The sequence below is a fragment of the Micromonospora sp. NPDC007230 genome (assembly GCF_042869115.1).
GTDB lineage: Bacteria > Actinomycetota > Actinomycetes > Mycobacteriales > Micromonosporaceae > Micromonospora.
The window spans coordinates 72694-98793 of record NZ_JBIAFE010000027.1 but is presented as its reverse complement, the minus strand read 5'-3'; the positions used below and the strand labels follow the sequence as shown (position 1 = coordinate 98793).

Genomic DNA, 26100 nt, shown 5'->3' with positions numbered 1-26100 from the left:
GTTCCTCACACAGGGGTGGCAGGGGCTCAGTGGATGGTGACGCCGCCGTCGACGAAGATCGTCTGGCCGGTGATCATGGCGGCGGCGTCGCTCAGCAGGTAGGCGACCGCGTTGGCGACGTCCTGCGGCTCGGCCATCCGACCCAACGGGATGGTGGCCATCTTGTCCGCCAGGTACGCCGGGTCGCCGCGTAGGTCGGAGGTCATGTCGGTGGGCACGATGGTCGGCCCGACCGCGTTGACCCGGATGTGGTCCGGTGCCCATTCGAGGGCCAGCACCCGCGCCATGTGCATGACGCCGGCCTTGCTCACGCAGTAGCCCAGCGTGTTCAGCACCGCGATGTGCCCGTTGGTGGAGCCGATGTTCACCACCGCGCCGCGCGCGTCCCGCAGGGCCGGGTACGCGGCCTGGCACATCCGGAACGTACCGGTCAGGTTGACGTCGACGACGGTGGTGAAGTCCTCCTCGGACATCGTCGCCGCCGGCCCGCGGCGGACCACGCCGGCGTTGTTGACCAGGAGGTCCAGGCGGCCGTGCCGGTCCAGGACCGCCGCGACCAGGCCGGCGCAGGACCGCGCCGACCGCACGTCCACCAGGTGCCGGGTGTGCGTCCCGCCGGACAGTTCGCTGTCCCAGTCGTCGAGGACGTCGGCGCGGGCCACCGTGGCCCCCCGCTCGGCGAGGGTGGCGGCGATGCGGGCGCCGATGCCGCGTGCCGCACCGGTGACCACGGCCACCCGGCCGTCGAACCGGTTCGGGTCACTGCTCATGGCCTGCTCCACGTTTTCCCGGGCCGGTCACCGGCCGGGCGGGCGGACGCCCGGCCCGACCGGTGCCGCGCGCCCGTGACGACGGTCCCGTCCACGGTCGTCACGCGCCGATCACCTTGGTCTCCTCGGCCCAGAAGGCCACCCGCTTCTGCACCAGCCGGATGACGAAGTGGGCCAGCAGACCCATCACCGACAGGACCACCAGTACGGCGAACATGCCCGCGATGTCGAAGTTGTAGTTCGTCTGGAGCAGTAGGTAGCCGAGGCCTTCCTTGGCGCCGATGAACTCACCGACGACCGCGCCGAGGATGGCGAAGACGATGCCGATGTCCAGGCCGGCGAAGATGAACGGCAGTGCGCTGGGCAGCCGTACCATCCGGAAGATCTGCGTCTTGCTCGCCCCGAACACCGTCAGCATCTGGATCTTGTCGGCGTCGGCCGCCCGTAGCCCCTCGATGACGTTGACCAGCATCGGGAAGAACGAGATCACCGCCGCCATGACCACCTTGCTGGTCAGGCCGAAGCCGAACCAGACCACGAACAGCGGGGCCAGGGCGACCTTCGGCACGGTCTGGAAGGCCACGATGTAGGGCATCAGGGTGGCCTCGACGACCTTGACCTGGGAGATGAAGGTGCCCAGCAGCACCGCGGCCCCCACGCCGATGACGAACCCGACCAGCGCTTCCTGGCTGGTCACCCGGAAGTGACCCCAGAACTGGTCGTCGCCGAGCTGCCGCCACAGGGAGTCGACCACCTGCGAGGGTCGGGGCAGGACGTACTCGTCGACACCGATCAGCTGGATGCCGTACTCCCACAGCAGCACGACCACGACGAAGACCGCCGGGACCAGCCAGAGTTGCGGCTTCTCCCGGAAGTCCAGGCGGCGCCGGGCGGCGCCGGTGGCCGCCGACGTCGGTGGCTCGGCCGGCTTGTCGACCAGGTTGGTTGTTGCCATGGCTGCCTCCTCGTCAGTCGATTACGCCGGCGGCGTTGAAGTGTCGGCGGATCCGGTCCACGTAGGTCCCGGCCCGGTCGGAGGACATGACGCTGAGGTCACGGGGCCGGTCCAGGTCGATCGGCATGATCTCGGCGATCCGGCCCGGTCGGGGGCTGAGAACGACCACCCGGTCGGAAAGGAAGACCGCCTCCGGGATGGAGTGCGTGACCAGCACGATCGTCTGCCCGCTCTCCTGCCAGATCCGCAGCAGTTCGACGTTCATGTACTCGCGGGTCATCGCGTCGAGCGCGCCGAACGGCTCGTCCATCAGCAGCACCGCCGGGTCGTGCACCAGCGCCCGGCAGATACCGGCCCGCTGCTGCATACCGCCGCTGAGCTCGTGCGGGTACTTACGCTCGAATCCTTTCAGGCCCACCATGTCCAACAGTTGCTGGGCGCGTTCCCGGTGCCGGCGGGGATCCAGCTTCTGGATCTCCGCCGGCACCATCACGTTGTCGAAGATGGTGCGCCAGGGCAGCAGGGTCGGTGCCTGGAACACCATCCCGACCTCGGGAAGGGGCTTCGTGACGTCCCGCCCGGCGATCCGCACGGTCCCCCCGGTCTTCGGGCTCAGCCCGGCGAGGATCTTCAGCAATGTGGTCTTGCCGCATCCGGACGGTCCCACGACCGAGATGAACTCGCCGCGGCGTGCGGTCAGGTTGATGTCGCTGAGCGCCTGGGTCGGGGCCGACTTGCGGGGCCGGTACTCCTTGTCCAGCCCGGCGATCTCGATCCAGGAACTCTCCGACACCGATGCCGGGGTCTGCGTCGCGCGGGCCGCCGCCTTGATGGCCATCGAAATCCCTTCCGCTACCGCTAGCTGACGGTGTAGTGGGCGGCCTTGTCGAGCACCGCCGCCTTGTCGAAGTTGTTGGCACCGGAGAGCAGGCTCGGGTCCCACAGCTTCTTCAGGTCGACCTCGCCGGTGATCTGGCCGGCCTCCTTGGTGTACGCCTGGGTCTTCGCCCACTCCTGGTCGCTGATCGCGCCCCAGTCGGCGAACTGCTCCGGCGTGCCGCTGGCCGGGGTGGCCGTCTTCAGCCAGGCCGTCAGACTCTTGGTGTCGGCAGCCAGCCGCTCGTCGACGGTCTTGCCGGCCAGGATCTGCGGGAACACCTTGTAACCGATCCGCATGGCGGCTTCCGGGTTCTTCGCCGAGAAGAGCATCGCCTTGTACCCCGCGCGCAGGAACCGCGTGTACACGTCCCGCTTGTCGGCGAAGTCGCGCGCCCCGACGCTGAAGGTCAGCGAGCGGATGCCGGTGAAGATGTCCGGGTTGGTCAGGTACTTCAGCTGGATGCCCGAGTTCTCGATCACCGCGTACGCCTGGGTGTAGAGCGCCAGCATGTCAACCTTGCCGTCGTTGAGCGCGGCGGCGGCCGGCGCCCCGACACCCACCGGCAGCAACTCGACGTCCTTGGCCGGGTCCAGCCCGGCCGCCCGGACGTAGGCGCGGGCGTACGGGGCGGAGCCGGAGGCCAGGCTGATCACACCGATCTTCTTGCCGCGCAGGTCGGCGCCGCCGGCGATGGTGCTGTCCGGCTTGACCGCCATCACCCAGGGCCAGTTCTGCACCAGGCCGCCGATCGCCTTGATCGGGACGTTCTTCTCCGCGGCGCCGAGCACCGAGCCGGAATCGGCGGCGGTGATGTCGGCGCTGCCCGAGGCGACCGCCTGCAGCGCGGCGACCGAACCGTCGGCGTTGATGGTGTCGACGGTCAGCTTCTCGTCGGCGAAGTAGCCGAGCTCCTTGGCGACCGCGTATACGGCCACCTCCTCCTTGGGGCCGATCACCGCGGAGGCGATCGCCATCGTCACCTTGGCCTCCTTGGTCCCGCCGCCGGCCGTGGACCCCTCATCGGAGCCACCGCCGCATGCGGACAGGACCAGCGCGGCGGCCAGTGCCGCCGGCAGCAAACCCCACGTGCGTTTCATCTCCAACACCTCGTCATCAGTCGGAAGGTCCGGCCGGCCGCCGATGGCGGCGACCGTCAATCAGGTGTTCAGCAGCGAGGCGGCGATCGCCAGGTCGTTGTAGACGTGCTGCTCGACGATCAGCCCGTCGTCGAGGACGAACACGTCCGCATAGCGGATGCCGTCGAACGGGCTGCCGTCGTGCCACTGCCCGTACAGCCGCCCGAGTGAGGTCACCGAGATCCGTCCCTCGGCGTCGCCCACCAGGTACCGGTCGCGGTGTTTGCGGACCCACCGGTAGGTCCCGGTCGACGCGGCCGCCATCTGCTTCAGGGAGGAGTACTCCCGGCCGGCGGGGAAGACCAGCCGCGCTCCCGGCGCGAGGAACCGGCCGGCCTCGTCGAGGTTGCGGTCCTCGCACAGCTGCAGGTAGTGGTCGACCAGTCGGACCCCGTCGTGGATACCCATCAGCCGGTCTTGCCGCTCAGCGCCGCCTCCCACTGGTCCCGCAGCGGGTGCTCGGCGGGACCGTGCTCGGTGAGGATCCGCATCAGTCGGGCCAGCAGCTCGTCCCGTTCGCGGTCGAGGACCTGCTGCTCCTCCTGCCCGGCCACGAAACCGTCGACGGCGCCCGCGCCGAGGATGTTCCCGCGGACCAGCAACGCCTCCACGACGCGCAACCGCTGCCGGGTCACGTGCAGCTCGGTGGAGAGCTGCAACAGCAGGTCGAGCAGCTTGCCGACCTTGGGGTCTCCGAAGTAGTCGAACTCGGTGCTCATCACGCCTCCGGCTTGGTCGCGGCCAGTACGGCCCAGGGGAAGTGCCACTCCGAACGGTCGCCCCAGCCCTGCGGCTGGACACCGCTTCGGCGCTCGTCGAACGGGGTCCAGGACACGTCGGTGAGACCGGCCTCGGTGCACACCGCGATCAGGTCGGAGCCGAACAGGGCCCGGAAGAAGGGCTCGTTGTTCCGCTCGGCGTGCTCATAGATGGTGGCGTCGCGCAGCGGGTCGCCGGTGAGCATGAACTCCAGGAACCGCAGCGAGCCGCCCGGCTTGAGCAGGCGGGCCGCCTCCTCGATCGTTTCGCGGATCGCGTCGGCCGGCATCTCGTGCAGCACCATTGTCCCGGTGACGACGTCGCAGCTGTCGGCCTCGAAGCCGGTCGCCCGGCCGTCGACCTGGCGGTAGTCGACGGCCAGCCCGGCCGCCTCCGCCTCGGCGTGGGCGAGCCGCAGCCCAGGGGCGGCCAGGTCGACGCCGATCACCTGCGCCGTCGGGTACCGGCCCACCAGCGGGCGGGTGCTCTTGCCGAACCCGCAGCCGATGTCGACCACCCGCGTCGCCGCCGGCAGCTCCGGCAGCGCGGTCTCGGTGAACAGCTTGTGGAACTTGTAGCCGTCGTTGTCGCGCAGCATGACGATGCGCGCCCCGAACTCGTACACATACGCCGACATGTCGTCGGAGAAGAAGCTCCCCGGCTGGATGTGGATGTCGTAATCGGTGTACCAGTCCGGAAGGTCCAGCTCCGGGTCCAGCTCGAGGGAGCCCGCGGGCTGCTCGGGCAGCGCCTTCATCTGGTCGGCCAGCTCATCGCGGCGGCTCAGCACCGCGTCGCCGGCGAGCTTCCACAACATCTTCTGCTGGACCCGCTCCAGGTGGCTGAACCACGGGTACAGCGGGAGGCCGCGCAGCACCTGCCCGGCGTCAGCGACTGTCGTCGCCGGCGAGCCGGTGGCGCCGTACTCCTGGCGCAGCGCGGGGTAGACGGTGTCCGCCCAGCGCTTGCGCAGACTGAGGACGAAATCCACGGCGGAACGCTCATCCAAGGTGAGGCGCTCCTCGACATCGAACATGCCTTGTCTCCTCTTCGGACTGTGGTGGGGGACGGTCGACCAGGGCGGGCCGGGCGACCGGGTGGACGGGTCAGTGAGCGTGCAGCACCCGCTGCGCGGAGGCGGTGTCGTAGCTGCCAAGGAATGCGCCCGCCAACCGCCCCTCGTAGACGGCCTCGAAGGCGGTCCGGGGGGCGTTGGCGTCGCCGACGAGGTGGACTCGCGGACCGTCGGGCAGTGCGTCGAGCTGTCGGTACAGCTCGTCGTCGGCGAGCGCCGAGCCGGCATCGACCACCGCGGTGACCTCGTCGAGGCGGAGGTCGTCGCCGGCGAGCGGGCCGGTGAGGGTGACCGCCGAAGCGCCAGCCCCGCGGACGGCCCGTAGTGGATGGGCCACGACGCCCAGGTCCGCGAAGCGTTTGAGCAGCGCCAGCCGCGAGTACGTCGTGATCCGGGCGCTCAACCCGGCGGTGGGGGAGACCAGGTGGACGCGGGCTCCCCGCCGGGCGAGGTTCTCCGCGATCGAGGCCGCCGCCCAGGTGCCCTCGTCGTCGAGAACCACCACGGCGCCGGAGGGCCGGAAGGCCGGATCGGCCAGGCGGTCGACCGCCTGCCAGAGGTCGATCACCGGTGGGCCGTCCGGCAGCGACCGGCGGGCGGGGCGGGACCCGGTCGCCAGGATGACGTCCTGGTAGTCGCCGGCCAGCACCTCCTCAACACTTATCCGGCGGCCGAGCCGCACCTGCACACCGGCGGCCCGCACGTCGCGCGCCAGGTCCTGGGTGAGTAGGCCGAACCGCTGCCGTCCGGGCACCCGCGCGGCCAGCTCCACCTGGCCGCCGAGCCGCTCGCGTGCCTCGACCAGGGTCACCTGGTGCCCGGCCCGCCGGGCGGCGATCGCGGCCTCCAGACCGGCGGGACCACCGCCGACCACGAGGACCCGGCGGATACCGGCCGGCCCGGGCAGCTCCGGCCAGGCCTGCGACCATTCCCGCTCGGCGCCGACCTCCGGGTTGACCACGCAGGAGATCGGCAGGCTCGCCTCCAACCTACCGATGCACCCCTGGTTGCAGGCCAGGCAGGCGCGTGTCTGGTGCTGGCGGCCCTCGGCCGCCTTGCGCACCAGGTGCGGGTCGGCGATGTGCGGGCGGGCCAGCCCGACCAGGTCGGCCTCGCCGGCGGCGATCAGCTCGGCCGCCTCGGGCAGGCTGTCGAGCCGACACACCGCCAGCACCGGCAGGTCGGGGAACTCTCGCTTGAACAACGCGGCGTGGTGCCGGAACGGGGCGTGGCCGAAGGTCATGTCGGCGATCTGCGTCGCCAGCGTGTAGCTGCCGTGATAGGCGGAGTGGCTGACGTGCACGTATGCCAGCGGGAAGTCGGCGCGCAGCTTGCCGACGATCTCCAGCACCGCCGCCGGGTCGAGCCCGCCGGGCAGGAACTCGTCGGCGCTGACCCGCAGTCCGACGGGCAACTCGGGAGCGGCGGCCAGCACGGCCGTCAGCACCTCCCGGGTCAACCGCATTCGGTTGTCGAGGCTGCCGCCGTACTCGTCCGCGCGCGTGTTGGTGTGCGGTGAGAGGAATTGCTGGAGCAGGTGGCCGTGTCCGGCATGCACCTCCAGCCCGTCGAAGCCGGCCTGCCGCATCCGCCGGGCCGCTGCGGCGAACGCGTGGACGATCACCGCGATGTCCCGACGTCCCATGGCATGCGGTACGTGGGCGCCGGCCGCCCAGGGCACCGGGGACGACGACCAGGCGGCGGTACGGGTGGCATCCCCGTTGGCCTGCCGCCCGGCATGCATGATCTGGGCGAAAATGTGCGCGCCGTGTGCGTGGACCGCCTCGGCCGTCGCTGCGTACGCCGGGATCGACGAGTCGTCGAAGCTGCCGAGGCTGATGCTGCGGCCCGCGCTGGTCGGGTGGACCCGGATCGCCTCGGTGATGATCAGGCCGACGCCGCCGCTGGCGCGCTCCTCGTGGTATGCGACGAGTCGCTGCGTGGGCACGTTGTCCCGGCCGAAGTTGGTGGTGTGTCCGGGGACGAAGACCCGGTTGCGGAGCTGGACGGAGCCGAGCTGAACTGAGGAGAGGAGGGTACGGAGCTTGTCATCAGGCATGCTCGGCCTTCCTGTTCGGGCCGTGCTCGGCTTGGCCGAGGAGTGTTCGGGTGAACCGTACGCCGTTCGATTGAGTGGAACGGTAGGACTGGCGTTCGTGGCCGTCAATGGGCTACCGACAAGTAACATCCGGGATCGAAACCCGGCTGACCTGCTGTTCTGCCCAGCCGAACGGTCGACAGAGACGTTGAGCTATCAGCCGGTCCGGTCGTACCCGCCGGCCGCGCACGCCTGCCCGACCATCCCGCCGCACGCTGTCGGGCCGACTCCGACGCCGGGTTGACCGCCGGACGGTGCGGGTAAGGCGGCGGTTCAACTGGCTCTCACGCCAATGCCCGACCAAGCGGCGTTGCGAGCTGGCCAAGGGGCGGTTCCCTGTGTGGGAGGCGACCGTTTGGATCTTGTGCGGCAGCAGCGCGCCAGGCGTGTAGCGTCCTGGTCGAATGACGCAGGGAGGCTGGAGGCGTAGAAATGGCGGCCTATGACGTCATCGTCGTGGGGCTCGGCGGGATGGGCAGCAGCGCCGCCTACCACCTGGCCGCGCGGGGGCAGCGTGTGCTTGGTCTGGAGCAGTTCGGGCCGGCGCACGACCGTGGATCCAGCCACGGCGGCTCGCGCATCACCCGGCAGTCGTACTTCGAGGATCCGGCCTACGTGCCGCTCCTGCTTCGAGCGTACGAGCTGTGGGACAAGCTGGAACGCGATGCCGGACGGGAGATCATCTCGCTCACCGGCGGTGTGTTTGTCGGCCGGCCGGAGAGCCACACCTTCGCCGGCAGTCTGCGCGCTTCCCGCGAGTGGGACCTGCCGCACGAGATCCTCGACGCAAGGGAGCTACGTCGCCGCTTCCCGACCTTCAGTCCCCGGGATGAGGAGGTGGCGCTCTTCGAGGCCAAGGCCGGCTTCGTTCGCCCCGAGGCGACCGTGGCCGCTCACCTCGAGCTGGCCGGACGGGACGGCGCCGACCTCCGCTACAACGAGCCGGTGCGGCGATGGCAGGCGCTGCCCGACGGCGGCGTGCGAGTGACGACCGAGGGCGGTTTCTACACAGCTGGCCGGCTCGTCGTCTGCCCCGGGGCATGGGCCCCGGCACTCCTCGCCGACCTCGGTGTGCCGTTCAGCGTCGAGCGGCAGGTCATGTACTGGTTCCAGCCGGAGACCGGGGTGGGCCCCTTCCAACCCGGGCGGCATCCCATCTACATCCACGAGGACGGCGACGGCACGCAGATCTACGGCTTCCCGGCCATCGACGGGCCCGACGGCGGTGCCAAGGTGGCGTTCTTCCGGCGCGGTCAGGTCTGCACCCCGGAGACCATCGACCGGCAGGTGCACCCGGAGGAGATCCAGGACATGCGGGAACACCTGGCCGGAGTCCTGCCCGCCCTTCCGGGGCGATTGCTGCGGGCGGCGACCTGCATGTACACCAACACGCTCGACCAGCACTTCGTGATCGCGACGCACCCGGAGCACCCGCAGGTCATGGTGGCCTGCGGGTTCTCCGGCCACGGCTTCAAGTTCGTCCCGGTCGTCGGCGAGATCCTCGCCGACCTGGCGACGAGCGGCTCGACGGTCCACCCCATCAGCCTGTTCGACCCGCGACGCGACTTCCAAGGTCACAGCTGAACCGGCCGAGGCATCGCGTCACCCATCTGTGAGCCACGCGGTAACGCATCGGTCGGAGTCGGACGCCGGGTGCTGGGCGCGTCTGTTCCCAACATCCGCAGGGTCCGTCAGATCGGTTCGACGGGCAGCCACAGCTCGCAGGTCGCGGTGCTGAAGTCGTCCGCGCGCTCGAGGATCGCGACGATCGAGGGCCCTGGCCGCAGACGCCACGGGTTGGAGGGGAACCACTCCGTCGCGGTCGCGGCCCAGGTCTTCTGCAGGGCCTGCGGATGGGGTCCGGCGGTGCGGAAGACCGCCCACCTGCCGGCCGGTACCTCGATGGTGTCGAGGTCGTCGGGGGCCGGCTTGTCCCGGGAGACAGCGACCCCGTGCAGGTAGGTCAGCTCGCTGCCCTCCGTGCCGTCGGGGTCGAGGTCGTCGCAGACCTGCAGCAGGCCTCCCGGCTCGGTGTCGCCGAGGGCCTTCAGCCGCAGGTGCGCCTCTGGCGGCAGTGCCGTGATGTGCTGCTGGATGTGCGGGTTGATGCCCTGATGGATCAGCGGAACCCGGGCTGCGTGTCCGGCTAGCCGGAATGCGGGGCGGTCGACGATGCGGGTGTCCATGGGGATGCTCCCTTCGACGGTCAGGCGGAACCTGAGCTGCGGTTGTGTGCGAAGGGGGCCTCCGTCGCGGCGAACGTCACCGGGGCCGGCGCCGTGAACCGCCCGGAAGGCACGTCCGAACGCCTCGGTCGAGCCGTATCCGTGCCGGACGGCGATGCTCAGCAGATCGTCCTCGCCTCGGACGACGTCGGCAGCGGCGACGGTCATGCGGCGCCGGCGCACGTACTCCGACAGCGGCATGCCGGCCAACGACGAGAACATCCGCCGCAGGTGGTATTCGGTCGTGCCGACCGCCCTGGCCAATCCGTTGACGTCGAACTCCTCGGTGAGGTGCTCTTCGACAAGGTCGACAAGCCGGTTGAGTGCCGAGATCACGAGGCCTCCCTTCGACGTCAAGCCTGGCCGAAGGACCCCGGTCCCGCCCGACCGTTGCGGTCCGATCCGATCATGTACCTGGACCGTCGTGGTGCCAACGCATTACCGGTCAGGACGCTCCGCTCAGCAGCGGCTTGCAGGTTCCGGTTAGGGAATGGCGCGCCGGCTGTCGACCTGCGCGGATCGCCGTGAGATCGCGGGGGTACGGCAGTTGTGCCCGAGCGCTCGTCGTAGGGCCCGCACCGACGTGGCGCGGGCCCTACGACGGTCTGCACAGCCGCTGGCAGGGGTGGGTGCGACGAACTGCCGACCTAGAGCGCTGGTGTCGCTACCGGCTGCACTCGAGCTGCCTGAGGTCGATGGCGTTGGCCATTGCCTGGTAGCCGGCGTCGCTGGGGTGCAGGTGGTCGCCGACGTCGTAGGCCGGCAGGAACCGCTTGGGGTTCGCGGGGTCGCGGGTGACCTGGTCGAAGTCGATGACCCCGTCGAACTCGCCGCTCGTCCGGATCCAGGTGTTCACCTCCTCGCGGATGACTTCCTTGGCGGGGCTGTAGTAGCCGGCGCCCTCGAACGGGGTCAGCGTGGCACCGAGGATGCAGGTGTGGTTGGTGTGGGCGCGGGCGATCAGGATCCGGTAGGCCGAGATCAGCTGGTCCGCCGACGTTGCGACGCCGCCGCCGATGTCGTTGATGCCCTCCATGAGGATGACGGTGCGCACGTCGGGCTGGGAAAGCACGTCTCGGTCGAATCTGGCCTGGACGTTCACCCCGGCGCCGTCGGTGAGGACCCGGTTGCCGGAGATGCCTTCGTTCATGATGCCGAACTGGTGCGCCGGGGGCTGTTCCGCGATGCGGCGGGCGAGGTAGTCCGGCCACCGGTGGTTGGCGTCGCGGGTGGACCCGTAGCCGTCGGTGATGGAATCGCCGAGCGTGGCCACGGTGTCGACCTGCTGCCGTGTGTCGACGACCAGCGCATCGACCCAGTACCAGCGGGTCGCCTGCTGGGTGAAGGCCGTCCCATCGGTGTCCGCGGCGTGATCACCAGGCCCGGAGATGTAGTTGGTCTGCATGGCCAGGTTGTGTCCGGTCAGGCTGCCGCTGGCACCCTTGACGTGGATGCTGACCGTGAGATTGGTGTCGCCGGGCACGTCACCTGGCAGTGGGTCGCTGAGGACCTCCGCACCGTTCGGAACAGTCACCGACTCGCCGCCGGCGAAGGTGACCTGCCGGTTGGTGCCCGGTACGACCCCGGCGCCCTCGCTCTGAATGCCGACGTAGACGGAGTCGAAGGTCACGATGCGGTCACCGAACACGTTCGACAACGAGATGCGCAGGTCGCTGCCACCGATGCTGGTGTGGATGATGTTGCGGACCGTCTGGTCGGCGAACGACCCGCCGACCCGGTCCGCGCTGGCGCCCCAGGTGACGACCTGGTCGGTGGTGACCGAGGTCGCCTGCGTGGAGGCGTCGGAGCTCGGCTCGGCGGCGACTGGTCCGACGAGGGCGGCGACGGTTGCCAGGCCGGTGGCGATGGCGAGCCCGGTGGTAACTAAGGGCATGCGTGGCTGGTTCATCAGGAATGACTCCCTCAGTGAGTTCTGCATGGCGGCACTTGGCCGGGCAGGAAGGGCCCCGAGGCGACCGGTCGAGCAGGGACCGTACGTTCGGCGGTCAGGCACCGGGATCGCCGGCCGTTAGTCTGATCGCCAACGCGCGAACCACGCTAAGTGGCCTGGTGGTGACGCACGGCCATCTGGTCCTGCAATTGAGATGAACGGCTCCAACTGGGCGATGAGCGGTTCTCGCGTGCCGACAAGCGGCCGCAGCCCGGACGATGGAAGGATCATGCGGTGACGCTCGAAGCGCAGCGGGAGCACATCCTCTCGGGCCGGATGTACAACGACCTCACCGATGAACTGGTGCAGGCTCGGCAGCGGGCCGTGCTGCTGACCACTGAGTACAACGACAGTTTCGGGCAGCCGCCGGAGCAGCGCGAGGCGATCCTGCGGCGACTGCTCCGCGCGGTTGGACGGGAGTGCCATCTCGAGCCGATGTTCCGCTGCGAGTTCGGCTTCAACATCAGCGTCGGCGACCACTTCTACGCCAACTTCGACTGCGTGATGCTGGACGGGGGTGGCATCACCATCGGCGATCATGTCCTTTTCGGCCCGCGCGTCGGCATCTACACCTCGAACCACGCCGTCGATGCTGCCGAACGGGCAGCCGGCGGGTGTTACGCCAAGCCGGTCACGATCGGCGATCACGTCTGGATCGGCGGCGGCGCCACCATCAACCAGGGCGTGACCATCGGTGACAACACGATCATCGGTTCGGGGAGCGTGGTCACCCGCTCGATCCCGTCCGGTGTCATCGCCGTCGGATCGCCGGCCCGAGTGCTGCGCGAGATCACCGACGCCGACAAGACGGGCTATCGACCTTGAGGCACGCCGAGCGGGGTGCGGTGCTGTCGTCTCGGCACGGGCGCACCACTTCGACGGGGTGGAAAACGCCATGTCGAGGGCGAAGCAGTAGCTCCGGCCGCTGAAGCGGACTTCGCTGGCCAGCAGGAGGCCACCAATGGTTTCCCGGGATCATCGAGGGGCCCGTGGCCGGGTTCGGCCAGGATCTTGTGACCGGCGTCACCGATCGTTAGCATGGCGAGGCGTTGGAACGTTTCAATAGAGGGGACGCAGATGTTCCTGAAGCACGCCTCCCGTCCACGCGTGGCCACTCGGACGCTGGTCCTCGCACTGACCGTCGCGCTCGCCGTCGTTGTCGAACTGCCCATCGCGTCGCAGAGCGACGCCGCGCCCGGCAACGCTTTTCCGTCGGCGCTCACGGTCGAGCAGCGTTCCGGGCCGGCGGACGTCGACGACGTCGATGCGCCGCTCCTCGGCTGGCACGTTCCGACGGCGCAACAGACCGCCTACCAGGTCCAGGTGGCGGAAACCTTCTCCGGCCTGAAGTCCGGCAAGGACCTCGTGTGGGACTCCCGGAAGGTGACGTCCCCGGAGAGCACGAACGTCGCGTACGCCGGGCCGGCCCTCGACCGCGGCGAGCGCTACCACTGGCGGGTCCGGACCTGGGACGGCGCGGGGAAGGTGTCCCCGTGGTCGCAGCCGGCCGGCTTCGGCACCTCCCTCGGTGGTGACTGGGGGCAGAGCAACCCGATCTGGCTCGGCGATCCCGCACCGCTGCAGTGGAGCGACTACACGATCGAGACGACGTTCTCGATCACCACGCAGAACGCGACCATCGTGTTCAACGCGCAGGACCCCAGCAACTACCTCATGTGGCAGCTCAGGGGGGACGGCGTCAACCAGCTCGCGCCGCACCAGCGGGTCAACGGCACCTTCCAGGAGCTGAAGACGGTCCCGCTGGGCGTCGCGCTCCAACGCAACACCGACTATCGGCTGCGGATCGAGGTTTCGGGCTCCACGGTCCGCACCTGGCTCGACGACCGACTCATCGACACCACGCAGAACGTGCGGTTCACGCGCGGCAGCATCGGGTTCCGCACCGGCGGCAGCGAGCGCAACAGCTGGGACAACCTGACGGTCACCGCGGCCGACGGGCGCAAGCTCTACGCCAACGACTTCGAGGCCGCCAGCTCCGACTTCGCCTGCGGCACGGTGGCCGGCGGGAGGCTGACCGTCGGCACCGGCCAGAACTGCGTCTACGGGCTCGGCAGCACGGACTGGGCCTTCCTCCGCGGCGAGTTCAACACCGCTGACAAGGAGGTCGCCTGGGCGACCGTCTTCGCGACCGGCTCCTCGCCCGAGCCAGGCCGTCAGTACGTCTACAAGCTGTGGCTCAACGGCGACTTCGTCGGCCTGGGCCCCACGCGGTCGATCGCCGGTGAGACACGGTACGACGGCTTCGACGTGACCGACCTGGTCCGGAAGGGCGGCGCCAACGCACTCGGCGCGCTCGCGTGGACCACCAGCGACCGGCGCTTCCAGGCGCAGCTGGTCGTGGCGTACGTCGACGGCACGCGGCAGACGTTCGGCACGGGGGAGGACTGGACCACGCTCAACGGCTCCGGCGTCTACCCGTCGGCCGGCTCGATCGGCACGGGCTACTACCCCGCACCCAAGGAAAACGTGCAGGTGGCGGCGTACCCGACCGGCTTCGACGAGCCCGGCTTCGACGACTCCGCGTGGCAGCCGGCGGCGGCGAAGGCGCCGTACACCAAGCTGGTCGCCACCCCGACGGACAAGGTCCGGCAGCGGCTGGAGCACCCGGTCGAGGTCGTCGAGAAGGAGCCGGGCCACTACTTCGTGGACTACGGCCGGACCTGGCTCGGCGGCGTGAGCCTCGACCTGGACGGCAACAGCGGCCAGGTCCTCGAGCTGCGCTTCGGCGAGGAACTCTCCGCGCCGCAGACCGTTCGCCACAACATGCGGACCGGCAACCAGTACCAGGACCGCTGGACCCTCGTCGACGGGCCGCAGCACGTCGAGACCTGGGGCATGCGGGTCTTCCGCTACCTCGAGGTGATCGGCGCGCCGGCCGGTCTGGGAGCCGAGGACTTCCCGGCCCTCGCGCAGGTCTACCCGTTCGACGTCGGCAGTGCCGTCTTCGACTCCTCCGACGACGCCCTCGACAAGGTCTGGCGCCTGTCGCGCAACACCGTCGAGGCGACCAACCACAACCTGTACGTCGACTCCTGGACGCGGGAGCGCGAGCCGTACGAGGCCGACAGCTACCTGCAGATGATGGCCAACTTCTTCACCTCCGCGGACCCGTCCCTCGGCAACTACTCCATCGACTACCTGCTCACCCGGCGCACCTGGCCCACGGAGTGGCCGATGTACACGATCCTGGCGATGCACGACAGCTATCAGCAGACCGGCGACGTGGCGCAACTGGAGCGCAGCTACGACCAGCTACGGGAGAAGCTGCCCGACCAGTGGATCGAGGAGAGCACGGGCCTGATCCGCAAGAACACCGGATCCGATGGCTGCGGCAGCCGGACCGACTGCGACATCGTCGACTGGCCGGCGTCGGAGCGGGACGGCTTCGTCTTCCGGCCCTACAACACCGTCATCAACGCCATCGGCTACCGCAGCTTCCTGGACATGGCGGAAATCGCGAAGGCGCTGGGCCGCGACGACGACGCGGCCTCCTTCACCGCCACGGGGGAGCGGATCCGCTCCGCGATGAACGAGCTGTTGTGGGACGACGCGAAGGGCGCCTACCGGGACGGCCGGAACGCCGACCGCACTCCGGTCGAGCACTGGGCGGTCCACGCCAGCGTGTTCGCCAGCGCGTTCGGCGTCCCCGACGCCGATCAGGCGGCCCGCGCCGCCGACTACATCGGCTCGCGCGGCATGCAGTGCAGCGTGTACTGCGCCGCGTTCCTCATCGAGTCGCTCTACAACGGCGACCGCTCCGACCTGGCCTACCAGCTGCTCACCAGCAGCGGCCGCCGCAGCTGGCTCAACATGATCGCCAATGGAGCGGGGGCCACGGCGGAGGCGTGGGACGCCTCCCTGAAGTCGAACATGACCTACTCCCACCCGTGGGCCGCGTCGCCGGCGTACAACATCCCGCAGGGCATGTTCGGCCTCCGGCCGACCACACCCGGCTACGCAACGTTCGACCTGCGTCCCCAACCGCAGACGGTCACCTGGGCGAGCGTCACACTGCCCACGCTGAAGGGCCGGATCGGCGCGGCCTTCCACACCCATGACGGCCGCACGGACGTCGGCGCATACGTGCCCGGCAACACCGTCGCGTCGGTCTTCGTCCCGGCCGGGGACGCGGCCACAGGCGTCGTCTACGTCGACGGCCGCGCGTGGCCCACGGTACGCGAGCGCGGGTACCTACGCGTCGACGGCGTCGCGAGCGGCTGCCATGTCTTCAGCACGGCTCCGGGCGGTGAGCCGAAGGACGACGAGCGCCTCACGTCCGTCTGCCACTGAACCCGCCGGTCGTCGGCGGGGGACGGGCAACCCAGTGTCGGGTCCGCTCCCGCCGCATCACGTGCGCTCCCTCGGTGCTGTGAGGAGTCACGGCACCGAGGGAGCGGGCCGAACTCCGATACTTACCGACATCGGCTGCAGCGCAAGTGCCGAACCGCCAGCTGGTGGGATCGCCGTAGCGACCCCACCAGGCGCGGCCGTTGCGGGTCGGGGCTACCTGCCCCGGGTTCTCATGAGCGTTTCCACTGCTGGTTCGCGCCGCCGTTGCAGTACCACACGATGACATTCGTGCCGTTGGCCGTGCCGCCGCCGTTCACATCGAGGCAGTAGCCGGTCTGCACGCTGGTGATCGTGCCGTTGCTGTTGATGTTCCACTGCTGGTTCGGCATTCCATTGCAGTCCCAGACCTGGACCTGCGCGCCAGCGGTGGTACTGGCGCCAGTGACGTCCAGGCACAGCTTCCCGTACACCACCAGGGTCTTCGACGGAGTCTGCAGCCACAACTGGTTGGCGCTGCTCTTGCAGTCGTAGATGAACAGCTTCGTGCCCCAGGTGGTCGAGGAGTTGGGCACGTCGAGGCAGCGGTTGGAGGCGACACCGCGGATGGGGGCGTTGAAGGTTCCGCCGCCGCCCCACGACCACTGCAGCCGGTTGACCCCGGAGGCGTTGTTGTTGATGAGGGTGTAATTGGGGCCGAGCCTGGTCATGCTGTAGCCGTCGTTGGCGCGCAAACCCGGCCAGTAGACCGAGCCCATGCCCAGCAAGCGAAGGTTGTCGCTGACAGCCTGGATGTAGGCGATGTAGGCGTTGCCGTTGTCCGGGCCGTTGTAGTTCAGCCCGCTCGTCATGGGCGCACCCCACTCGTCCAGAACCGTGCGGGAGGCGCACGAACCGATCCGGTTCCGGAAGTCGGTGGCCCAGGCCGCGTAGCTGGCCTCGGTCGGGTTCCAGAACCCGTAGAAGTGCAGCGAAAGGAAGGTTCCGGACAACCGGCTGTCGGCGCACACGCTGGTGACGTTGTCGTTGTACCCGGTGCCGCTGACGAAGATCCGGTTCTTCGGCACCGACGGGTAGGTGCTGATCCACGAGGCGGCGACGTTCGCCCAGCCGCTCTGGGTGTACCCGTGGGGCTCGTTCATCGGCTCGAAGTAGACCAGGCCGTTGCCGGCGTACTTGTTGACGACCGTGGTCCACATGTTCCAGAAGGCGGTGGTGTTGTCGATCAGCCCGTCCTTGTGGGCGGAACCCTCCCAGTAGCTGAGGATGACCTTGAAGCCCTTGGCGACGGCGGCATCGATGGCACCCGTGTACGGAGCCCAGCGAGGCCCGTTGACGGTGTACGGGTTGATCGGCAGCCGCACGGTGTTCGCGCCGAGGTTGGTCTCGAACGCTCCGATGATCGAGGTGGCCTTGGTGTACGTGGTGGCATAGTCGTCGGTTGCCGACACGCCCGAGAGGACGATCGGGTCCTCGGCGTAGTTGTCCCTGGGGTCGGCCCAGTTGACCCCCTTGAACTGACTCGTGTTCGCGAGCGCCGGGGTGCTCGCGCCCACCTCGACGACGACCATCGCGGCGAGCAGGGCGACGAGGGAAGCCACCGTGACGTCCTTTTGTGGCAAGCGGCGCGAGCCTCGCCAAAAAGCACGGATGCGCAACATGGACAGCCCCTTCCAGGCACGTGGGTGGCTGCGCGATAGGGCCGCAGGCGACGAGCAGCGCCGCCCGCGCAGAAACCCGGACAATGTTGCAGGCAACAAATCGACGGAAGTCTAAGTGTCTGCTAATTCCCCCGTCAACGCGCCCGGAAACGGCGCCGGTGGTCCGGTTGGTGAGGGGGTTCGACATACTGGTCCGTCATGGACCTGGACGAGTATCAGCGCGGCGCCCTCCGTACTGCCGCTTCACGTGACCGGAGGAACGAGCTGCTCCACCTGGTGCTCGGGCTGGTCGGCGAATCGGGTGAGATCGCCGAGAAGTTCAAGAAGTGGGTCCGAGACCTCGACAGCGACGAATCGCGGATCGACCGGGCCGACATCGCCAAGGAACTCGGTGACGTGCTCTGGTACGTGGCCGTGCTCGCCGACTACCTCGACCTGTCGCTGGATGACATCGCGGCGACCAACCTGGCCAAGCTGGCCAGCCGCCAGGGCCGTGGCGTGCTGGGTGGCAGCGGCGACAACCGCTGAGCCAGGGGTTTGCCTCTGTGGTTGTCGAGCCGCGTCCGGGGCGGGAACGGTTTCGGGGGCGGGTAGCGGGCCGTGTCGCGGAGCATCGCGTCGTCATACCGGCGGCGGGCCAGGCGGAACGCAGGCGCGGCGACCATCGCCTTCGGCCCCTGCGCGGAGCTCGGGCGAGGCCACGTCGGGCGTGCGCGCCAAGCTGACGGCGAGCGCCGGCCGCCATCCCGCTCTCGGTGAGCAGGCGGGTCATCCAGAATCCGGGCGGCAGCACGAACAGCAGGCCCCCGCGAATACACCCGCCAGCCGTCGCCCGGTCGCCATCCAGACCGCGTCGTGAGCGAACCACCTCCCGCACCCGGTGCCCGCGATGCGTTCCCCGACCTCGTGACCTCCCCCACGGGGTACATCCTGTTCTTCGTGCTCGAGGCTGCCAGTGCGACAGCGCGCAACGACCGCATAGCGGCCTTCGCCGCCGACCTGGCTAACCGCTGGCGGCTGCGGGGTGGTGTGGCCGGGCTGCCGGCGCACACCACCCCGCCTCGGGCTCGAAGGAAGGTGTGGTCAGGTCACTTGGTGTCGGTCGCGGTGAGGGTGAACGGGACCGCGGCGCCCAGCCACAGCTGGGTGAGGATGTAGCGGGTTCCGCTGGGGAGCGTGCCGGACTCGTCCGCGGCCGAGGAGGCCGCCGCGCCGAGCAGGGTGCATGACTCGTCGTAGAAGTACAGGTCGAAGTCGTACGGGGCAATGCTTTCGCTCTGCACGTGCGCCTCGTGGGCGCCGTCGCCGAAGCTGTCCGGCAGCTGCGTGACCCAGCCGTCCGCGCCCTGCGCCGGCGCCTCCGGCACGGCACAGGTCGTCTTGAACGCCGTGGCGGTGACGCCGGTGGCGTCGTCGGCCGTCCCGGTGGACGGGTTTCCGGTGGCGATGACGCCGGTGTCGGTCACCGGCGCGTCCGGCGGTGATGGGGGCAGGGGCTCGACTCCGGTGGCGGTGGGGGAGAAGACCTGCAGCTCGGCGGTCTGCACGTCCGTCTTGGTCTCGCCGAGCGCGGTGTCGGCCCAGAATCGCACGTACTGCGCCTGTACCGGCTTCGGCAGGGTGAACTGCTTGTAGTGCAGGTCGGGCGCGGTCGGCCGAGGCGCCTGGTAGGTGAAGGCGTCCGCCTTGGTCAGAGCGGTCTGCCAGTTCGTCCCGTCGGTCGAGGTCTGCAGGGTGAACCCGCGCAGTCCCTCGAATCGGGCGGTGGCGAAGGCGCTGACCTGGATCGACGAGATCTGGGCCGGGGCGGCCAGTTTGATCACGGCGTTCCCGGTTCCCGGGGTGGTCTTCCAGGTGCTGGCCTCGGTGTCGTCGATCAGGCGGGCGGCGCCGGTCGTGGTGGCGGAGACGATGGTGGCGCCGTTGGCCGCGGAGGCCAGGTTGGGCGTCAGGGCGAACCGCAACGCCGAGGTCCTGCCGGCGGTGACCTTGATGTTCGGGAAGGTCCGGGCGCCGAAGCCCTCGGCCGCGATCGTCACCGAGTAGGTGGCGGCCGTGACCGGCGCGGAGAAACCGCCGTCGGCGGACGAGGTGCGCAGGGGCGTGACCCTGGCTTCGAACACGCCGAGCATGATGCGGGCACCGGGGATGGGTTTGCCGGTGGCCGCGTTGACGACGGTGCCGGTCAGGGTGCCGTTGCGGGCCGGGTTCGGGTGCTCGTAGGAGGGGGTGGGGTCGGTGTCGTCGCCGCCGTCGCTGACGGCATGCAGGCCCAGGCCGCGCTTGGCGAAGGCGCCGTAGACGACGTCCACGAGGGCGGCGTAGTCGGAGCGGCTGTGGTAGCGGTTGTCCAGGGCGGTGCGGATGGCGTCGCGCATGTCGATGAACGACGGGTCGGCCGGGGACACCGGCATCGCGTCGGTGATCAGCCGTGCGGCGATCTCACCACCCGTGGCCTCCCCGTACCGGGCGACGAGTGCCTTGCGCATGTCCCACAGGATGGTGGTCCAGATCTCCCCGTCCGAGTGGACCTCGGGGCCGCCGAGGTCGTATCCGACGTCGCCGTATCCGGTGGGGTTCTGGTCGTAGCTCCAGTTGCGGATGCCGCGTTCGGTGTTGCCGGTGGCGTGCTGGCCGACCACGGCGGTGGTGGCGAACTGGTTGCCGTAGAGGTAGTTCAGGGCGTACCAGTCGCCCCAGCCCTCACCCATCGAGCCGGACTGGTGGGTGTTGAGGGCGTTGTCCTCGCCGCTGACGTACCGGTTGGACAGCCCGTGCGCGTATTCGTGCTCGATGACGGAGGCGTCGAAGTTGCCGTCGGAGTACGGCCCTTCGAAGGTGTCGTTGACCGGCTCCCACAGGAACATGCCGCTCCAGGCGGGGATGCCGTCGGGGAGGGTGAGCATGTAGGCGTTGTCCCGGCCGGTGTAGGTGGGTGCGCCGCCAGTGGCCGCCCCGGCGTGGACCAGACCCAGCACGGGGTCGCCACCCTGCCCGCCGTTGCCGCCGTTGTTGACCTGGAAATTGCCGGCGGACTCGGTGAAGCCCAGCGCCCGAAGCTCGTCGTGGATGCGGTTGTGGTGCCAGAACAGGTTGGTCGCCGCCGGATCGAGATCCTGGACGTAGGCCGGCGGCACGGACTGGCCCTTGCTGCGGGCCCAGTTCGCGGTGTACGCGTAGTTGAACTGCCCGGTGAGGCTCACCGGCCGCGGCCCCTGGTCGGCGGGGACCAGGAAGTTCGAGTAGTTGGCGTAGGTGTTGGCGTTGTTGCCGAGCGTCGTCGGGCCCGCCAGGCCCGCCAGCCCGGTCGGGTCGACGTAACCCGAGGGAGACTGGGCGGTCGGCCCGAATGATTTGACCACCGGGGCGCCGCCGGCCGGGGCTCCCGGGTAGTTCTCGTACACGGTGCCTTCGGCGTCGTGCGCTACCAGGGACGCCTGGTACACCGTTTCCCCGGTCGCCGCGTCGACGACGGTGTCCCACGCCTGGTCGAGGGCCTTGATGAACAGCACCCGGTAGGCGGGCCGGGCGCCGTCCCGGGTCGGGAACGCCGCCTTCTGCACGTAGGACTCCCCGGCGAACGGCCCCTTGGCGAACACCTGGAAGCCGGCGCGGTCACCGGCCGGCACAGCCGTGAAGGACACCGCGGGGGCGAGCTTGCCGGCCACGCCCTCCAGCACCTTGGCGGCGGAGAGCTTGTGCGCGGCCAGCAGCGCGCCGCTACGGGCGGAATTGCCGGCGTAGGAGAGAACCTTGCCGTCGCTGGTCACCGCCACGCCGAGGTGGCCACCGCGCACCGCCGGCAGGCCCGCGTACGTCTGTGCGAAGTTCACCACGTGCGTGCCGGTACCGACGAGTTCGTGGTCGCGTACGACAGCGAGCGACGCGACGTCCGCCGCCGTGAGGCCGAACGCGTCACGGTTGGCGTCGATGAACGACCGGGCCACCGAGGCGGGATCACCCGACCTGGGCCCGGTGAGCCAGCCGCCATCCTTGCGGATGGTCCGAGGCGTGCCGAACCGCCCGTCCCAGCTGATCCGCGTACCGGCGCCCGCGGCGGCGACCAACTCGCGCGCCGCAGCGGCCTGCCCGTCCGTGGGCCGCACGGACTGGCCGGCACGCCGGACATCAAGCCTGCCGACGCCTGGCGAGCCGACGTCAACGACGGCCGAGGCGACAGCAGGACTGAGTGTGAGAACCAGGGCGAGTGCCGCCCCGACCGCGAGCGGTCGACGAATACCCATCGAGACTCCTCTGCAGGTCTGATCATGCCTGCGCCCGTGCCGGTGCCGGCTGTCTGTCGTACAAGACATCGACGGGGACACCTGCGCCGCAACAACCGAGCTGCAGAGGGGATGTGTAGGCGACGGGGGGGTGATCGCGACCGAGGCATTTGCGGGTAGGTCGGCAAGGCCTACCCCGCCGTTCGGGGTGCTCGGATCGGCGTGCTGGCGGCGCTTGCCCGCGAGAGCCCGCACAACCCTGATACCGGCTTGATACCGTCAAGTCCAGTCAGCATCGAAATCGACCTCTGCCCCCAATGCCGCGTCTGCTGTGCGACATTGGGGCAGAGGTCGATGCCGAAACACTTGAGCTGGCGGCTGCGAGCAATGAAACGCCTGCCGGTCAGTATGACGCGGGTGGGATGCTCTGCTCGTACTGGAAGACGTTGTGGGGGTCGTACTTCGCTTTGATCTTGCGCAGCCGGTTGAACTTGGATCCCCAGTAGGCCGTTTCCCAGTCCGCCATTCCGATGTTCGGGACGTTGACGTAGGCGCCGTTCACGTAGGGCCGTAGTGCCTGACTGAACTCGGCGATCCAGGCCTGGGCGATCGGCGTGATGGCGTCGCCACTGTTTGGCACTCCGCGAGTGCCCCAGCCGGCGCCGGGCTCGGAATAGAAGAGCGCGTTGCGATGTGGGAACGCCGAGCCGCCGCGGGGTTCGCTCGTTTGAGCCCCGGTGCCGAAGGCCTGGGTGAAGAAGTTGCTGTCGTCCGTGGGGGCGTCTTCCATGAATGCGCGGATCACGCTGATCGCCTTGCTCGGGAACGGCTTGCTGGTGAACTGCGAGAAGAACTTCCAGTCGGCGGGCTCGTTCTCGGTCGGTATCTGGAATCCGGCATATATGTCGCCCCAGCGCCCGGTCTGCACGGTGACATTGGGGTTGCCAAGCGACAGGATCGGGGCCAGCAGCTGCTTTACCTGTGCCTCCGATCCGTCCGCGAGAACGCCGAACAGCAGGATCTGGGGTTTGTGGATCTCGAGCTGGGTGCCGAGGCGGTTGTCGGCGAACGGTGCCGTGCGCTGCCAGGTGTCGAAGACCCCGTGCAGGTCGTTGAGGCCTTCCCAGGTCGCTTGCAGGTAGGCCACACTCTTGAGTGGAGTCACCCTGTAGGTGAGTGAGGTGACGATCCCGAAGTTGCCGTTTCCCGCTCCGCGCAGCGCCCAGAGCAGGTCCGAGTGGTTCTTCAGGTCTACCTCGATCGCCCTGGCGCCGTCGGCCCCCCATGGGACGACAATCTCCGCCCGTATCAGGTTGTCGCAGGCCATGCCGAGGTAGCGGGTGAGGAAGCCGAAGCCGCCGCCGAGGGTGGCACCGGACAAGCCGACGCTTCCCTCCGTTCCAGTCGTCACCGCGAAGTCCTGGTTCCCGAGGGTGGTCACCGCCTCCAACTGGCTGAGCCCAGCACCGACTGTTGCGGTGCGAGTGGCAGGGTCGATCCGGGCCGATTTCAGCTCGCTGACGTCGATCACGATGCCGTTGTCTACGTTCGACCAGCCCTCGAGGCTGTGGCGACCGCTCCGCACCCGCAGCGCGACGTCGTTCTGCCGCGCCCACGTGAGGGCGTTGACCACGTCCTGGGTCTGCTGGGCGAAGACGATGACCAGCGGATAGTGAACGAAGAGTTCGTCCCAGCCGAGGCTCGCACTCGCGTACCCCGGGTCCTGTGGACGGACGATGCGGCCGGTCAGCTTCGCCGGCGGGGATTTCGCGCTGTAGGACGAGCCCGAGCCGTCGGCCGCAAAGCCCGGGGTGCCTCCGGCTGCAACGCCCGGGTAGCCGACCCCGCCGGCGCCAACGACCGCACCGGCGCCCACGGCCGCCGTCGTCTTGAGCAGTTCGCGACGAGAAAGGTCGTGCATGGTCCGTATCCTCTCGATCGGGTTACCCCAATATTCGACTAACGTGACTTTCATCGTCGGGGTGGTGGTTGGCAGGTCAGATGGTGATGACGACCTTCGCTCGCGCGTGTTCACCTTCGAGGTACCGGATGGCTTGGGGCACCTCGTGGAGCGGATAGGTCCGGTCGATGACCGGGGTGAGGCGGCCGGCCTCGGCGTGGGCCCGGAGCGTGTCGAGGTGTTGCCGGCTGGGTGCCGTGGTGAGTGTGACGATGCGGTGCCGAACGAAGGGTGCCAGCAGTCGTCCGCGCGTGATGAGCCAGACCGGTCCGATGAGACTGCCGCCGCGGTACACGCCGCCGCCGGAGAGCACCAGCGTCCCGGTTGGGGTCAGCGCCCGCCGAAGCGCGGTGAGTGAGCGGTTGCCGACCAGGTCGAACACGACCTCGTGGCGGCGCGTGTCGTGGGTGAAGTCGTCGCGGGTGTAGTCGACGACGTGGTCGGCGCCGAGAGAGCGGACCAGGTCGACGTTGCGGGTGCTGCACACCCCGGTCACGGTCGCGCCGAGCACCTTGGCCAGTTGGACGGCCAGGGTGCCGACGCCGCCGGAGGCGCCGTTGATGAGGACGCGGTGGCCGGGCTCGACCTGCGCGACGTCGCACAGTCCCATGAGCGCGGTGATACCCGCCAGCGGCAGGGCGGCCGCCTGCTGCGGCGTCAGGTTCGCCGGCTTCGGCGCGACGAGGTTCTCGGGCACGCACACGTACTCGGCGAACGCGCCGTTGGCTTCGCCGAGGTCGCCGAAGACGGTGTCGCCCGGGCGCACCTGTCGAACGTGGGTGCCAACGGCCTCGACCCGGCCGGCGAAGTCGCGGCCCCGGATGCGTGCTCGGGGCCTTGACCGGCCCATGGCCAACCGTGCCATCCGTGGATCGCCACGCATGGCATGCCAGTCGTACGCGTTGAGCGCGGCGGCCTCGACCCGTACGAGCACCTCGTCGGCGGCGGGCACCGGCGCGTCGACGTCCGCGAGCCTGAGGGTCTCCGGCGGGCCGTATCGGTCCTGGACGATCGCTTTCATTTCCCCTCCCTCAGGTGTACGGCGTACACCTCATAGCAGCAGGCTAGGTGTACGCCGTACACCTGTCAAGGCGGTTAAGGTTCAACCGTCGCCGGAAGACGAGGACCGAGATGGTTGAGCAGGCTGAAACGCTGCGCCGGACGCCGCTGAGCAGGGATCGGATCCTGCGCGCCGCCGTCGCGCTCGCGGACGGGGCCGGGATCGAGTCCCTCAGCATGCGCAACCTCGCCCAGGATCTGGGCGTCGTGCCGATGGCCCTCTACAAGCACGTGGCCAACAAAGACGAGCTGCTCGACGGCATGATCGACGTGGTCGTCGGCGAGATCGACCCGCTGATGCCCGGCGCCGACTGGAAGCACATGGTCCGCCGGCGCATCCTCTCGGCACGGCAGGTGCTGCAGCGCCACCCCTGGGCGCCGCTCGCGATCGAATCGCGGAACATGGCGACGCCGGCCATCCTCGCCTACCTCGACTCGATGGTCGGGACGTTCCGGGCCGGCGGGTTCTCCGCCGACCTCGCCCACCACGTGATGCACGCGATGGGCAGCCGGATTCTGGGCTTCAGCCAGGAGTTGTTCGACGCCTCCCGGCGCGCCGGCCGGTCCGGTACGGCCAACCCGGACCCGCCGGCGGCGCTACCACCGGAGGTCGCGGCCCGGTTCCCGCACCTCGCGGAGATCGCCACAGCGGCGTCCCACGACAACGCCTCGGTCGTGGGGCAGGGCTGCGACGACCAGTTCGAGTTCGAGTTCGCGCTGGACCTGCTGCTGGACGGCATTGAACGGCTGCAACGGCAAGGCTGGACGTCGTCGCGCCGACCCCGGTGAGACGGTCAGGCTGGGCGCGTAGCGATCCGGCGAAGTCGGTGAACCCATTCGCCGGCTTCGAAGAGTCCACAAAGGGCCGCGTTCCCAGGCCTTGACGCGGTGCGACTCCGCGGGCGGCCCCGCGCGGGGCTGTCACGCACAGTGAGCGCCTCTTGACACATCCTGGACCTTGTGTGAATGTGCGCAGATAGCCGGGGAGTCGCGCACTAACGGTCGTCAGCGCGAAGGCTGGCGTGCCGTCTTCGAGAGGA

19 protein-coding genes are annotated in these 26100 nt (G+C 69.2%); 5 read left to right on the top strand and 14 right to left on the bottom strand.

Going from position 1 to position 26100, the window contains the following annotated elements; translation table 11 throughout:
- Positions 1-26 precede the first annotated feature (26 nt).
- The 8 genes from ACFYML_RS30125 to ACFYML_RS30090 form a co-directional block, all read right to left on the bottom strand.
- On the bottom strand, positions 27-770 hold the full coding sequence (locus ACFYML_RS30125) for an SDR family oxidoreductase (RefSeq protein ID WP_357439218.1): 744 nt from the start codon (positions 768-770) through the stop codon (positions 27-29).
- Positions 771-870: 100 nt separating this feature from the next.
- Positions 871-1725: an ABC transporter permease gene (locus ACFYML_RS30120; protein ID WP_357439215.1), complete on the bottom strand. Its 855-nt coding sequence runs from the start codon at positions 1723-1725 to the stop codon at positions 871-873.
- 13 nt (positions 1726-1738) lie between these two features.
- A complete protein-coding gene (locus ACFYML_RS30115) occupies positions 1739-2563 on the bottom strand; it encodes an ABC transporter ATP-binding protein (RefSeq protein ID WP_387423838.1) in 825 nt (274 codons plus the stop codon).
- Positions 2564-2583: 20 nt separating this feature from the next.
- On the bottom strand, positions 2584-3702 hold the full coding sequence (locus tag ACFYML_RS30110; protein WP_387423837.1) for an ABC transporter substrate-binding protein: 1119 nt from the start codon (positions 3700-3702) through the stop codon (positions 2584-2586).
- A 60-nt stretch (positions 3703-3762) separates the two neighbouring features.
- On the bottom strand, positions 3763-4149 hold the full coding sequence (locus ACFYML_RS30105; protein WP_357439206.1) for a nuclear transport factor 2 family protein: 387 nt from the start codon (positions 4147-4149) through the stop codon (positions 3763-3765).
- Positions 4149-4460: a hypothetical protein gene (locus ACFYML_RS30100; protein WP_073837166.1), complete on the bottom strand. Its 312-nt coding sequence runs from the start codon at positions 4458-4460 to the stop codon at positions 4149-4151. The genes ACFYML_RS30105 and ACFYML_RS30100 overlap by 1 nt, the downstream gene beginning before the upstream one ends.
- Positions 4460-5536: a methyltransferase domain-containing protein gene (locus tag ACFYML_RS30095; protein WP_357439201.1), complete on the bottom strand. Its 1077-nt coding sequence runs from the start codon at positions 5534-5536 to the stop codon at positions 4460-4462. The genes ACFYML_RS30100 and ACFYML_RS30095 overlap by 1 nt, the downstream gene beginning before the upstream one ends.
- Positions 5537-5606: 70 nt before the next feature.
- The gene (locus ACFYML_RS30090) at positions 5607-7634 is read right to left on the bottom strand and encodes an FAD-dependent oxidoreductase (protein ID WP_357439198.1); all 2028 of its coding nucleotides are present in this window, start codon (positions 7632-7634) and stop codon (positions 5607-5609) included.
- Positions 7635-8105: 471 nt separating this feature from the next.
- Between ACFYML_RS30090 and solA the strand changes: the two genes are divergently transcribed.
- The gene (gene solA / locus ACFYML_RS30085; protein ID WP_387423836.1) at positions 8106-9257 is read left to right on the top strand and encodes an N-methyl-L-tryptophan oxidase; all 1152 of its coding nucleotides are present in this window, start codon (positions 8106-8108) and stop codon (positions 9255-9257) included.
- Between the two features lie 107 nt (positions 9258-9364).
- On the opposite strand, the gene ACFYML_RS30080 is transcribed toward solA, so the two are convergent.
- Together ACFYML_RS30080 and ACFYML_RS30075 are read right to left on the bottom strand one after the other, a co-directional pair.
- On the bottom strand, positions 9365-10234 hold the full coding sequence (locus tag ACFYML_RS30080; RefSeq protein WP_357439193.1) for an AraC family transcriptional regulator: 870 nt from the start codon (positions 10232-10234) through the stop codon (positions 9365-9367).
- Positions 10235-10562: 328 nt separating this feature from the next.
- Positions 10563-11807, bottom strand: coding sequence for an SGNH/GDSL hydrolase family protein (locus ACFYML_RS30075; RefSeq protein WP_387423835.1), 1245 nt, complete (start codon positions 11805-11807; stop codon positions 10563-10565).
- Between the two features lie 276 nt (positions 11808-12083).
- On the opposite strand from ACFYML_RS30075, the gene ACFYML_RS30070 reads away from it, so the two are divergent.
- Together ACFYML_RS30070 and ACFYML_RS30065 are read left to right on the top strand one after the other, a co-directional pair.
- Complete coding sequence (locus tag ACFYML_RS30070; RefSeq protein ID WP_387423834.1) at positions 12084-12674, top strand: sugar O-acetyltransferase; 591 nt, start codon at positions 12084-12086, stop codon at positions 12672-12674.
- A 282-nt stretch (positions 12675-12956) separates the two neighbouring features.
- Positions 12957-16160 carry a family 78 glycoside hydrolase catalytic domain gene (locus ACFYML_RS30065; RefSeq protein WP_387423833.1) on the top strand — a complete coding sequence of 1068 codons (3204 nt, stop codon included), beginning with the start codon at positions 12957-12959 and terminating at the stop codon, positions 16158-16160.
- Between the two features lie 230 nt (positions 16161-16390).
- On the opposite strand, the gene ACFYML_RS30060 is transcribed toward ACFYML_RS30065, so the two are convergent.
- Positions 16391-17818: a ricin-type beta-trefoil lectin domain protein gene (locus tag ACFYML_RS30060; RefSeq protein WP_387423832.1), complete on the bottom strand. Its 1428-nt coding sequence runs from the start codon at positions 17816-17818 to the stop codon at positions 16391-16393.
- A 198-nt stretch (positions 17819-18016) separates the two neighbouring features.
- On the opposite strand from ACFYML_RS30060, the gene ACFYML_RS30055 reads away from it, so the two are divergent.
- Entirely contained in the window at positions 18017-18346 is a 330-nt protein-coding gene (locus ACFYML_RS30055; RefSeq protein WP_387423831.1) for a nucleoside triphosphate pyrophosphohydrolase family protein, read from the top strand.
- A 560-nt stretch (positions 18347-18906) separates the two neighbouring features.
- On the opposite strand, the gene ACFYML_RS30050 is transcribed toward ACFYML_RS30055, so the two are convergent.
- The 3 genes from ACFYML_RS30050 to ACFYML_RS30040 form a co-directional block, all read right to left on the bottom strand.
- Positions 18907-22062 carry a M36 family metallopeptidase gene (locus ACFYML_RS30050; RefSeq protein ID WP_387423830.1) on the bottom strand — a complete coding sequence of 1052 codons (3156 nt, stop codon included), beginning with the start codon at positions 22060-22062 and terminating at the stop codon, positions 18907-18909.
- Between the two features lie 382 nt (positions 22063-22444).
- Positions 22445-23962 carry an FAD-binding oxidoreductase gene (locus tag ACFYML_RS30045; protein WP_387423829.1) on the bottom strand — a complete coding sequence of 506 codons (1518 nt, stop codon included), beginning with the start codon at positions 23960-23962 and terminating at the stop codon, positions 22445-22447.
- Between the two features lie 76 nt (positions 23963-24038).
- Positions 24039-25022, bottom strand: coding sequence for an NAD(P)-dependent alcohol dehydrogenase (locus ACFYML_RS30040; protein ID WP_387423828.1), 984 nt, complete (start codon positions 25020-25022; stop codon positions 24039-24041).
- Between the two features lie 110 nt (positions 25023-25132).
- On the opposite strand from ACFYML_RS30040, the gene ACFYML_RS30035 reads away from it, so the two are divergent.
- Positions 25133-25849, top strand: coding sequence for a TetR/AcrR family transcriptional regulator (locus tag ACFYML_RS30035; protein ID WP_387423827.1), 717 nt, complete (start codon positions 25133-25135; stop codon positions 25847-25849).
- Positions 25850-26100: the final 251 nt, after the last annotated feature.

What these genes read in the sequence shown, in the direction of transcription:
- ACFYML_RS30125 (WP_357439218.1), bottom strand. Translation starts at nt 770, where the DNA reads ATGAGCAGTGACCCGAACCGGTTCGACGGCCGGGTGGCCGTGGTCACC.
- ACFYML_RS30120 (WP_357439215.1), bottom strand. Translation starts at nt 1,725, where the DNA reads ATGGCAACAACCAACCTGGTCGACAAGCCGGCCGAGCCACCGACGTCG.
- ACFYML_RS30115 (WP_387423838.1), bottom strand. Translation starts at nt 2,563, where the DNA reads ATGGCCATCAAGGCGGCGGCCCGCGCGACGCAGACCCCGGCATCGGTG.
- ACFYML_RS30110 (WP_387423837.1), bottom strand. Translation starts at nt 3,702, where the DNA reads ATGAAACGCACGTGGGGTTTGCTGCCGGCGGCACTGGCCGCCGCGCTG.
- ACFYML_RS30105 (WP_357439206.1), bottom strand. Translation starts at nt 4,149, where the DNA reads ATGGGTATCCACGACGGGGTCCGACTGGTCGACCACTACCTGCAGCTG.
- ACFYML_RS30100 (WP_073837166.1), bottom strand. Translation starts at nt 4,460, where the DNA reads ATGAGCACCGAGTTCGACTACTTCGGAGACCCCAAGGTCGGCAAGCTG.
- ACFYML_RS30095 (WP_357439201.1), bottom strand. Translation starts at nt 5,536, where the DNA reads ATGTTCGATGTCGAGGAGCGCCTCACCTTGGATGAGCGTTCCGCCGTG.
- ACFYML_RS30090 (WP_357439198.1), bottom strand. Translation starts at nt 7,634, where the DNA reads ATGCCTGATGACAAGCTCCGTACCCTCCTCTCCTCAGTTCAGCTCGGC.
- solA (WP_387423836.1), top strand. Translation starts at nt 8,106, where the DNA reads ATGGCGGCCTATGACGTCATCGTCGTGGGGCTCGGCGGGATGGGCAGC.
- ACFYML_RS30075 (WP_387423835.1), bottom strand. Translation starts at nt 11,807, where the DNA reads ATGAACCAGCCACGCATGCCCTTAGTTACCACCGGGCTCGCCATCGCC.
- ACFYML_RS30060 (WP_387423832.1), bottom strand. Translation starts at nt 17,818, where the DNA reads ATGTTGCGCATCCGTGCTTTTTGGCGAGGCTCGCGCCGCTTGCCACAA.
- ACFYML_RS30055 (WP_387423831.1), top strand. Translation starts at nt 18,017, where the DNA reads ATGGACCTGGACGAGTATCAGCGCGGCGCCCTCCGTACTGCCGCTTCA.
- ACFYML_RS30050 (WP_387423830.1), bottom strand. Translation starts at nt 22,062, where the DNA reads ATGGGTATTCGTCGACCGCTCGCGGTCGGGGCGGCACTCGCCCTGGTT.
- ACFYML_RS30045 (WP_387423829.1), bottom strand. Translation starts at nt 23,962, where the DNA reads ATGCACGACCTTTCTCGTCGCGAACTGCTCAAGACGACGGCGGCCGTG.
- ACFYML_RS30040 (WP_387423828.1), bottom strand. Translation starts at nt 25,022, where the DNA reads ATGAAAGCGATCGTCCAGGACCGATACGGCCCGCCGGAGACCCTCAGG.
- ACFYML_RS30035 (WP_387423827.1), top strand. Translation starts at nt 25,133, where the DNA reads ATGGTTGAGCAGGCTGAAACGCTGCGCCGGACGCCGCTGAGCAGGGAT.